The organism is Rheinheimera sp. (assembly GCF_020217005.1).
Taxonomy (GTDB): domain Bacteria; phylum Pseudomonadota; class Gammaproteobacteria; order Enterobacterales; family Alteromonadaceae; genus Pararheinheimera.
This window is the reverse complement of record NZ_JAIWOI010000113.1, coordinates 1-10,000: the sequence shown is the minus strand read 5'-3', so window position 1 is coordinate 10,000 and position 10,000 is coordinate 1. Positions and strand designations below refer to the sequence as shown.

Annotated in this window: 10 protein-coding genes; 3 read left to right on the top strand and 7 right to left on the bottom strand. The window is 46.9% G+C overall.

What is annotated here, in order from left to right; translation table 11 throughout:
• The 3 genes from LDL40_RS05495 to LDL40_RS05485 form a co-directional block, all read right to left on the bottom strand.
• On the bottom strand, nt 1-897 hold an 897-nt coding region (locus LDL40_RS05495; RefSeq protein WP_300994176.1), incomplete at its 3' end, for an HlyD family secretion protein.
• Nucleotides 894-1,346, bottom strand: a complete 453-nt coding sequence (locus tag LDL40_RS05490; protein ID WP_300994175.1) for a MarR family winged helix-turn-helix transcriptional regulator — start codon at nt 1,344-1,346, stop codon at nt 894-896. The genes LDL40_RS05490 and LDL40_RS05495, both read right to left, overlap by 4 nt.
• Before the next feature lie 131 nt (nt 1,347-1,477).
• The gene (locus LDL40_RS05485) at nt 1,478-2,104 is read right to left on the bottom strand and encodes a trimeric intracellular cation channel family protein (RefSeq protein WP_300994174.1); all 627 of its coding nucleotides are present in this window, start codon (nt 2,102-2,104) and stop codon (nt 1,478-1,480) included.
• A gap of 131 nt (nt 2,105-2,235) precedes the next feature.
• On the opposite strand from LDL40_RS05485, the gene LDL40_RS05480 reads away from it, so the two are divergent.
• From LDL40_RS05480 to LDL40_RS05470, 3 genes are all read left to right on the top strand, one after another.
• Complete coding sequence (locus LDL40_RS05480; RefSeq protein ID WP_300994173.1) at nt 2,236-3,195, top strand: hypothetical protein; 960 nt, start codon at nt 2,236-2,238, stop codon at nt 3,193-3,195.
• Nucleotides 3,196-3,285: 90 nt separating this feature from the next.
• Nucleotides 3,286-5,361: a TonB-dependent receptor gene (locus tag LDL40_RS05475; RefSeq protein ID WP_300994172.1), complete on the top strand. Its 2,076-nt coding sequence runs from the start codon at nt 3,286-3,288 to the stop codon at nt 5,359-5,361.
• 18 nt (nt 5,362-5,379) lie between these two features.
• Nucleotides 5,380-6,435, top strand: a complete 1,056-nt coding sequence (locus LDL40_RS05470) for a PepSY domain-containing protein (protein ID WP_300994171.1) — start codon at nt 5,380-5,382, stop codon at nt 6,433-6,435.
• 108 nt (nt 6,436-6,543) lie between these two features.
• Here LDL40_RS05470 and LDL40_RS05465 read toward each other — a convergent pair whose 3' ends face one another.
• The 4 genes from LDL40_RS05465 to leuB form a co-directional block, all read right to left on the bottom strand.
• Complete coding sequence (locus LDL40_RS05465) at nt 6,544-6,915, bottom strand: DUF3718 domain-containing protein (protein WP_300994170.1); 372 nt, start codon at nt 6,913-6,915, stop codon at nt 6,544-6,546.
• A 249-nt stretch (nt 6,916-7,164) separates the two neighbouring features.
• Nucleotides 7,165-7,767 carry a 3-isopropylmalate dehydratase small subunit gene (gene leuD, locus LDL40_RS05460; RefSeq protein WP_300994169.1) on the bottom strand — a complete coding sequence of 201 codons (603 nt, stop codon included), beginning with the start codon at nt 7,765-7,767 and terminating at the stop codon, nt 7,165-7,167.
• Complete coding sequence (gene leuC / locus LDL40_RS05455; protein WP_300994168.1) at nt 7,764-9,188, bottom strand: 3-isopropylmalate dehydratase large subunit; 1,425 nt, start codon at nt 9,186-9,188, stop codon at nt 7,764-7,766. Before leuC ends, leuD begins: the two co-directional genes overlap by 4 nt.
• Nucleotides 9,188-10,000, bottom strand: an 813-nt coding sequence (gene leuB / locus LDL40_RS05450; RefSeq protein ID WP_300994167.1) for a 3-isopropylmalate dehydrogenase, incomplete at its 5' end; no start/stop codon positions are given. The genes leuC and leuB, both read right to left, overlap by 1 nt.

Sequence of the window (10,000 nt, the reverse complement as noted above, 5' to 3'; positions counted from 1 at the left end):
ACGCACCCAACGACTACTGCTGTCCGCTGTGGCTAAGCGTCCGTCCGGCGTACTTTGACCATTGGCCACACCTGCATCTATATCCCGCACTGAGGCACTAAAGACTTCACCGGGTAAGGCGTCAAAAGTGATCAGCGCTTCTGTGCCTTGTTGCACATGCAACAGACTTTTTTCCCGAAACAAGGCGCTAACCCAACTTTGCTGAGTAGAAACCAGTGCTATAGTTGCCTGATGGCTGGCCAGATTGGTGCCAACTTCCAGTTGCAGGTCTGTGACTATGCCGTCTACATCGGCATATACTTTGGTTCTGTCTAACTCTAATTGAGCTAAGGCCAGTTGATTGCGCGCTTGTTTAATTTGAACCAACTCCTGAGTGGGAATCCCTAGTTCGGCTTCGCGTTCCGCTAAATCTGCCGTACTGGCTTGTAGCTCGGCTTTAGCTTTAAGCACTGAGGTTTGGCTTTGATCCAGTTGTTGACGTGGTATTAATTTTTGCTTGTACAGTTGCTGATAGCGCTGGTCTTCCCGCTGTACTTCCTGCAATGCAAAACGGGCCTGGTCTACCCGGGCAGCCGCGCTCTGCAAAGCGGCACTTAACTGACGGTTGTTCTGCTGGCTTTGCTCCAGTTGTAACTGGGCAAGTTCCAGCTTGAGCTGGTAGTCGGCCGGGTCCAGTTCGAATAGCAAATCGCCTTTTTTGACCTGCTGATTATTCTGCACTGCAACAGAGATCACGCGGCCAGGGACCTGGGGGGCCACCTGCACCACGTAACGCTGTACCAAACTGTCGGTCGTCACAGGCATATACAAATCAGCGGCCAGATAATAGCCAAACACCAGAGCAAACAGCATTAAGGTCCATTTGATCCAACGGTTAAAGAGTTGTTCGGCACTCATGACAAATCTCCGGCTTTTTGATCCTGCAGTAACACAGCGGCTTGTTGTAAAACCAGACTTAATAACAGTGGTAAGTCTTGCTGCTGCTGAGGGGTTAAGTTGGCAAGCAACTGCTGCTGCAAAGCGCGGCGTTGCTGGTTAATGGCTGTCACCAGGTCTGTTGCCGCAGGCAATAAGTACAAGGCTTTTTGGCGTCTGTCCTGCTCTGATGGGCGACGCTCTATCAGACCTTGTTTTTCCAGCTGATCCAACACTGGTACTAAAGATGGCGTTTCTACAGCTAATAAACGGGCCAGTTCGGTTTGACTAAACCCCTGATTTTCGGCGATATAGACCAGCGCTATGCCCGAGCTTTGGGTCAGCCCCTGGCAGGCTAATTGTTTATCTAATAAGCAACGCCATTGACGTGACAACTGATGGACTTGCAGGCCTAAGCTTTGGAAACTCATGATTCGCTCTTTAATAATTAGGAAGCTAATTATATTTTAATTAGCTTCCTAATTAATTTCAAGCCAGTCTGATACTAGCTGGTGCTGCACCGTAAATAAAAAATTACAAAAAACGTTGAGCTCATCAGCACTCAACGTAAGTCATCGGCCTTTTTACCAAACACAGGAATGGTCAGATGCCAGCGAATAGCGGCCAGACGCAAGGCTAATAAGGCAGCCATACCAGAGAGCATGGCTGGCATTTGTGCGATGCCAAACTGCAATAACTGCACATATACCAGGCCGCCAAAAATACATGTGATGGCATAAAGTTCACCTCGAAACACCATAGGTATTTCGCGGCACAATACATCACGGATCATGCCTCCGCAGACCCCACTCATAGTGCCCATCATAATAGCGACAAAACCAGAGGTCCCATGGTCCAGCGCTTTTTGCGTACCCATAATGACAAAAAAAGCCAGGCCAATAGCATCGGCAATTTGAAGTGTATTGTTGGGGATCAGCACTCTGTTGCGCACCATTAGTATGGTTAATGCTGCTGCAACGAAGATGGCTAAGAAGTAACTATTATTGCTTAACCAAATGACAGGGGAATCCAAAATTAAATCACGCAGGGTACCGCCCCCTATTGCTGTGACTGTCGCCAGTACTATTACCCCAAAACCATCCATTTGTTTGCGCCAGGCCGCCAGAGTTCCGGATATGGCGAACACAGCTATACCTAACAAATCAAACCAGTGGAAATAAAGCTCCATAGCGCACCAGACAACGAGAATAAAGGCTTCAAATTAGCAGGCTTTTGCTTTGAATCACAGCGCCAGGCCGCTGTTTTCTTCGTGAGCCATGTTAGTATGGCGTGATTATCCAAGGTAAAGGAAATGCAACTATGGGAAAAAAAGTGTGGGTTGGAGCAGTGTTTTTTATATCCGCCAGCGCTCTGGCAGGCTTTTTTTATGCTAATCATCATGCTGAACAACAGATGGCGGAGCATATCACAAGCAGCAATCAGCAGTATCTGGAATTAGCGGAACAGGGTGACATGCCGCCAGTTCAATTCAGCTACGGCAAGTTGTCAGCGAATGTGTTGACCTCCACCTACAAAATTCAGGATTTGCGAATAGCTATTGCTGGTATGGGCGACTTACTCAGTGTAGGTCAGCTTGAAATGAGCGGTATTGAATTAGAGGGGTTGGCAGATAAAGGTTCTGCTCATGCCAAAGAATTGCGATTTACCCCTCAGGCGTTAACTACATTACCTCCGGAGTTAGCCGCTTATCTGGCCGCTTTACCGGTAGAACTCAGTTATCAGTACCAGTACAGCGCAAAAACAGGTGAGCTTAGATTTGAACAGAATCTGCAAGTCGATCAGCGTTTTAATCTGAATTATAGCTTTGCGTTAATTGGGACTACTGATTTATGGCAGTTTGCAACTGAGTTGCAAAAAATGACACCGGAGCAACAACAACAGATGGCAGAAAGGCCTGAATATGTGCCTGATTTAATGAAAAAAGTAAGTGGTATAGGCATTGCCAGTGGTTCTTTTGAAATCAAAAACAAGGCTTTCCTACAGCAATTATTTGATCAATTGGCAATGGCAAAACTTAGTCAGGACTATGCCAGTACTCAACAACAATTTGTGGCGGCTTTGCAACACAATCCGCAGATCCCGGATTCGATCCGTCAACCTGTGCTGGATTTTCTGCAACAACCTGAACGTTTAACACTGAACTTTGAATTTAAACAGGCCCCTACATTCTCCCAAATGCAGGACGGCTCTGCGCTGGAGAATATTGAAACAGCTGAAGATTTTATTAAGTTTGCCGGTGTCACTCTGAGTGCTAACTAATAACAATGAAGAGTTCTGTCGGATCTGACTTGACATAAGAATGGTTCGCATTTATAAATGCGAACCATTTTTGTTCGTTGTGGTGTACTCATGAAACTGTCCAGATTCACTCTTGCTATACTTTTTCCACTTCCTTTGTTGGCCGCAGAAACTGCAACGGACATTGAAACTATCAGTGTATCCACCACCCGCTCCTCTTATCCGGTGAGCACAGTGCCTGCCACTATTACAGTGATCGATCAGGAAGAGTTAAAAGCCCAACTGGCAGTAACTCAGGACTTATCACAAATATTGGGGAATCTGTTACCCAGCTTTTCACCGAGCCGACAAAAGCTGACAGCCAATGGCGAAACACTGCGTGGCCGTGAACCTTTGTATATGATTGACGGTGTGCCGCAATCTACTCCGTTACGCAACGGATCACGTGACGGCAATACTATAGATCCAGCTATGATTGAGCGTATTGAGGTGATACGTGGTGCCAACGCCATCCAGGGCATGGGTGCCAGTGGTGGTATTATTAATATCATTACTAAATCACCTGGCGAGCAAAAACATCAGGTCAGTTTGTCTGGTACTGTGCCAACGACTGGTGGTTCTGACACCCAAAGTTACAAAGCCAGTTATTTATTTTCTGAACAGTTTGCTGATGTCTCGCTGGTCACAGGTGCTGCCTTTAACAAAACCGGTTTATATCTGGATGGTGACGGCAAGCCTATAGGAGTGGATACCACTCAGGGCGACACCATGGATTCCGACACAGTCGATTTGTTCATCAAGAGCAAATGGCAGATCTCGGACGCCCAAAGTCTGCAGTTCATGATCAATCACTTTGATTTAAAAGGGAATAATAACTACATTACCGTCAATGGTAATGCGGCTGCCGGAGTTCCAACTACATCCAAACCCGGAGTTACTGAAGGCAAGCCATCCCAAAATAAGGTGACTTCGGCTTCAGTTGATTATCAACATCAGGGCATAGCCGGCGGCCAGTTAAATCTGCAGCTGTTTGCTCAGGATTTTGCTTCTATGTTTGGTGGTAGCAGAGCCGCAGTGTTTCAGGATCCGGCTCTGGGTACCAACATTTTTGATCAATCTCAAAATATCTCAGAGAAAATAGGCAGTCGTCTGACCTGGTTTAAAGCGGATTTGGCCAACTCAGGCTTAGATTTAAGTACCGGACTGGATTGGCTGCAGGACAGCACCTATCAGGAACTGGTAATGAGCAACAGAAACTGGGTGCCTGAAACAGAATTCACTAACTACGCTCCTTTTGTTCAGTTGCGCTACAACCAGATAAAAAACTGGACTTTCAGTGCTGGTGCCCGCTATGAATACGGCCAGTTGTCTGTTGAAGATTTTACAACGCTGGCGTCGTCCAACAGCAGTTTTGTCAAAGGTGGCGAACCAAGCTTTAATGAATTGCTTCACAACTTTGGCGTTGTGCATCAGTGGTCTGACAGTATCCGTGTTTATGCCAGTTATAGTGAAGGTTTTAGCATGCCTGATGTCGGCAGGGTACTGCGTGCTATCAATAAACCTAACCAGTCAGTGGCGCAATTTCTTAACCTACAACCCGTGGTGTCTGACAACGCTGAACTGGGCATTGAACTGACGGAAAGCAGCTATCGTCTGCAAATGAGTTATTTCCAGTCGGATTCAGATTTAGGCTCACGTCTGCAAGCGGATGCTGACGGTATTTACAGTGTCATGCGTGAAAAAACAGAGATTTCGGGTTTTGAAGCTGAAGGCGAATACAATCTGAGTGATAACAGCACTTTAGGTTTCAGCTATGCCAGAACCGAAGGCCGTTATGACAGTAACAGCGATGGGCTGGTAGATAAAGATTTAGGTGGCATTAACATAGCCCCTGAACGATTAAATCTGTACTGGTTACAACAATGGCCCATGCAGCTAAGTAGCAGAGTCCAGTTCAGTCAGTTGTTTGATGTTGATTACAATGATGGCTCCTCCTTCGATGGTTATCATACGCTGGACCTGTCAGGCCGCTATGACACAAATCACTGGGGAAGCTGGACTTTAGGTCTGGAGAATGCGCTGGATAAACAGTACATTACCTATTATTCACAAACTACACCTGCCAACAGCAGCTATTTTGCTGGTTTAGGTCGCAGTTTAAATCTGAATTGGCAGATGGCATTTTAGGCATTTTAAGGGATCAGAATGGCCAAAAAGTTACACAGGTTTTTTGGCCTGATCTTAGCCTTGTGGCTGGTGCCAGCCAGCCTGACAGGTGCTGTTTTACTATATAAGAATTCGTTGCTGCAATGGTTCTATCCACAACTGCAGCAGCCTTTAGTCACAGATTTAGCCATCTGGGGCAAAGTATTAGATGCTTTACCTCAGACTGACTACAACTTTGCCCGTCTCGCTACTGCTGAGCGCCCATGGTTGGAGCTGGCCCGCCTGGACGGTACTTTGGAGTATTGGTCCGCTTCAGGTCAATTATTGCTCAGTCGAAGCCCTTATCAGGATTTCATCAGTTGGTGCTATGAATTCCATTTGCATTTATTCAGTGCTGAACTGGGTGAGCAAATTATAGGCGTGCTTGGTTTGCTGGCTTTATTACTGATTGGTTCAGGTTTATGGCAGAGTTGGCCCAGGCATTGGGGCTGGCGTTTATGGCGTTTACCTTTGACGGCTGCTGTGATTCGCTGGTCCAGGCAATGGCATTTTGTAATTGCGTTCTGGACGGCGCCTTTACTGTTACTGACCTCGGTCACTGGTACTGCTATGGTCTATAACCAACAAGTGCAACAGGCTTTAAGCTGGGTATTTAGGGACCCTGGCGTAACTGCTCCAGTATCTGCAGTTTTGTCTTACCCTGTAACTGAAAGCCAGTGGGCTTTATGGTTGCCAGCGGCTCAACAGCAACTGCCTGATGGTGCTTTACGTTTAGTCAGTTTCCGGAAAAATGCGCAGCAAGAATTGTCTATCCGGGCGCAGTTAACAGCAGAGTGGCATCCTAATGGCCGCACTGTGATTAAAGTCGATCCGGCGAGCATCAGTGTTTTGTCTGTGCAAAAAGCGACGGAAATGGGACAGGGTAAACAGCTCAGCCAACTGATTTATCCTGTGCATATGGCAGCTGTTGGAGGCGAGCTTTACAAAATATTACTGCTACTGGCTGGTGCTATTCCGCTGGTACTTTGGGGTTTGGGTATGACTTATCATAAAAGCAGAGAAGCTTTCGACAAGGTAAAAAAAACGGCTCCTTGAGGAACCGTTTCATCATTCTTTAGCCTCAGTAGAGCCAAAGTCTTTGAAGTTGTAGTGAGGCGCGAGCGACAGAGGCCCACTCCGTATACTTCAAGTACGAAGGCTATATTAGTCTTGACCGATACGGGCTTTGATATCGTTGATCAGCGGAGATGCACCAAAACCATTCGCAGCAGCCCATGCTTCCAGATCTTCGGCCACTAATGCTTTAGCTGGCATCTGTTTTACAAAAAAGGCACCTGTTTCATAGGCGTCACTGCGCATTGCAAATTTAATCAGCGAGTCACCATTACACTGGATCGCATCATAGACTTTGCGAACGTTAACTTTGTTATCGGACAGAACTTTGCGGACGCGGTTTTTATCGTCTGCTTTAGTATATTCACACAAAGAGGTGGCCCACTGATCCTGTGCTACTGCGACTGGCGCAGCTGCGAAATAAGCACTTGCTACTACTGCTAATGTAACGAGCTTTTTCATAAAAATACCCCTTAGAGGTTAATAGGTGAACTAGTAAAATTGATAATAATGAAACTATATACTGCCTGATACTACTTTGCCAAGTATTACCTGCATTTTTTGATACGCAAGTAGTTGATATAAATCAGTAGTTTACGGCTAGATGGCTGAAAAGTGGCAATACAGAGTTTTGACTTATAAAACAACAAGCTGGCAGACAGAGTGGCAAGACCGGGACTGCTTTTCCTAAATCAGCCCCGGTTTTATTCATCAGCCTAACCAGGGGTGTGCTGCAGCCCGTTGTTGTTCATAGCTGCTGATATGTTCAGCAAACTGTTCGCTGGCACCGATAAAATCCAGGCCACTTAACAAACGCTGCTTGATATCAGGGTCTATCTGAAAGCCCACAGCGGCGTTATTGCCCAGAATAATTTGCTGGCCGGCCAAATCAATTTTCCATTCCTGTGTACCTTGTTGGCAGCGGCTGAATAAAAACTCGATATTGGATGCGCTCAGGCTAATCAGTAACATGCCGTTGTTAATACTGTTATTAAAGAAAATATCAGCAAAACTTTCGGCGATGATCACGTTAAAACCATACTGCTGAATAGCCCATGGCGCATGTTCACGGCTGGAGCCGCAGCCAAAGTTAGCCCGGGTCAGCAAAATAGAAGCGCCTTGGTATTGCGGGGCGTTTAATACAAAATCCGGGTTCGGTTGTTCATTCGCCAGATAACGCCAGTCATAAAACAAGGCTTCGGCAAAACCCTCACGACTGACCGACGTTAAAAACTGCTTCGGTATAATCTGATCGGTATCAACATTGTTTTTATCTAAAGGGCAGACCAGCCCTTGTGCAAAAATCTGGCTCATTGGTTGCCTCCTCCCACGCTTTCAAAAGACGAAATATCAACAAAGCGACCTGCAATAGCTGCAGCCGCTGCCATAGCAGGGCTGACTAAATGGGTGCGACTGCCACGACCCTGACGGCCCTCGAAGTTGCGGTTTGAGGTGGAGGCACAGCGTTGGCCTGATTCCACTCTGTCATCGTTCATACCTAAGCACATAGAGCAGCCTGGTTCACGCCATTCAAAACCAGAAGCTTTAAAAATATCAGCTAAACCTTCGGCTTCGGCCTGACGTTTAACCTGACCAGAGCCCGGTACTATTAAAGCCCGTACACCGGACGCCACTTGTTTACCTTGTACCACGGCAGCAGCCTGGCGCAAATCTTCAATCCTGCTGTTGGTGCAGGAACCAATAAAGACCACATCGACTTTCAGGTCAGTTAATTTCTGGCCCGCTTCAATACCCATATAAGTTAAAGCACGGCGGGCAGCATCGGCTTTAATTAAATCGCTGAAGGACTCAGGCGCCGGAATAGGCTGATCGACAGCGATGACTTGCTCAGGGTTAGTGCCCCAGGTCACTTGGGGTCTGATGTTTTCTGCGGCAATAGTCACGGTTTTATCAAAGACTGCGTCCGCATCTGAATACAGGCTTTGCCAGTAGGTGACTGCTGCATCCCAATGTTCTGCTTTTGGTGCATGAGGTTTACCTTTTAAATAAGCAAAAGTGACCTCATCCGGCGCTATTAAACCGGCTTTAGCACCCATTTCAATGCTCATATTACACAGCGTCATACGGCCTTCCATGCTCATGCCGCGAATAGCAGTGCCGCAGAATTCAGCCACATAACCATTACCACCAGCAGTACCTAACTGGCCTATCACCGCCATAATTACATCCTTAGGGGTAACAAAAGGCGATAAGGACCCTGTGACTTCCACTTTTAAGGTTTTCGCCACTTGCTGCTGTAAAGTTTGAGTCGCCAGCACATGTTCTACTTCGGACGTACCAATACCAAAGGCGATAGCGCCAAAAGCACCATGAGTCGAGGTATGGGAATCACCACAAACAATAATCATACCCGGCTGAGTTAAGCCCAGCTCAGGGCCTATCACATGCACTATGCCTTGGTCCGGATGAAGTAAATCCAGCAAAGGCACATTAAATTCTTTGCAGTTGGCTGCCAGAGCTTCCAACTGTTTACGGGAAGTTTCCCCCGCGGCGTCAATGCTGCGCAGCTGAGTCGAGACATTATGATCCATAGTGGCATAAGTTAAATCAGGACGGCGCACAGTGCGTCCCGCCTTACGTAAACCGGCAAACGCCTGAGGGCTGGTGACTTCATGTATTAAATGGCGGTCGACAAATAACAAGTCGGTGCTGCCATTCACAGCGGCCACTACATGGCTTTGGTAAATCTTCTGATATAAGGTTTTAGCCATCATTAAGCTCTCTTTGTCTCTATTGCATTTAAGGCTGCTATTACAGCTGCGCCTACATCTGCTGTGCCGTAATTCGAAGCTGAATTAATATCCCTTGTCACTATGCCTTGCTCCAAAGTACTGGCAACGGCCTGCTCAATAGCCCGGGCTGCCGCTTCTTCCGCAAAACTGTAACGCAGCATTAAGGCCGCGCTTAGAATCTGCGCTATTGGATTGGCAATGCCTTTGCCTGCGATGTCCGGTGCTGTGCCACCTGCTGGTTCATACAGGCCAAAGTTGGAGCCATTTAAACTGGCTGAAGGCAATAAACCTAAAGAACCGGCAATGGCGGCAATTTCATCTGACAAAATATCGCCAAACAGGTTGTCGCATAACAACACATCAAAATGCTGCGGAGCGCGAATAAGCTGCATAGCGGCATTGTCGATATACATATGTTCCAGCTGTACTTGTGGGTAGTCTTTCGCCACACGCTCTACCACTTCACGCCATAACACACTGGTTGCCAGCACATTGGCTTTGTCGATGGAGGTGACTTTATTGCGGCGTTTAGTCGCTGCTTCAAATGCCACCCGGCTGATACGTTCAATTTCAGCCACGCTGTATTTTTGCGTATCAAAAGCTGCGTCTTCAGTACGGCCTTTTTCACCAAAATAAATACCACCTGTCAGTTCACGCACACACAAAATATCCATGCCTTGACTGCTGATTTTTGGATGCAAAGGCGATAACTCGGCAAAAGCCGGATAAATCTGGCCAGGGCGTAAGTTACAAAACAAATCAAAAGTTTTGCGCAGTGGTAATAAAGAGGCGCG

Bases quoted from the DNA above. Each gene is read 5' to 3' on its own strand.
- LDL40_RS05475 (WP_300994172.1), top strand. From the start codon at position 3,286: ATGAAACTGTCCAGATTCACTCTTGCTATACTTTTTCCACTTCCTTTG.
- leuD (WP_300994169.1), bottom strand. From the start codon at position 7,767: ATGAGCCAGATTTTTGCACAAGGGCTGGTCTGCCCTTTAGATAAAAAC.
- LDL40_RS05485 (WP_300994174.1), bottom strand. From the start codon at position 2,104: ATGGAGCTTTATTTCCACTGGTTTGATTTGTTAGGTATAGCTGTGTTC.
- LDL40_RS05480 (WP_300994173.1), top strand. From the start codon at position 2,236: ATGGGAAAAAAAGTGTGGGTTGGAGCAGTGTTTTTTATATCCGCCAGC.
- LDL40_RS05465 (WP_300994170.1), bottom strand. From the start codon at position 6,915: ATGAAAAAGCTCGTTACATTAGCAGTAGTAGCAAGTGCTTATTTCGCA.
- LDL40_RS05490 (WP_300994175.1), bottom strand. From the start codon at position 1,346: ATGAGTTTCCAAAGCTTAGGCCTGCAAGTCCATCAGTTGTCACGTCAA.
- LDL40_RS05470 (WP_300994171.1), top strand. From the start codon at position 5,380: ATGGCCAAAAAGTTACACAGGTTTTTTGGCCTGATCTTAGCCTTGTGG.
- leuC (WP_300994168.1), bottom strand. From the start codon at position 9,188: ATGATGGCTAAAACCTTATATCAGAAGATTTACCAAAGCCATGTAGTG.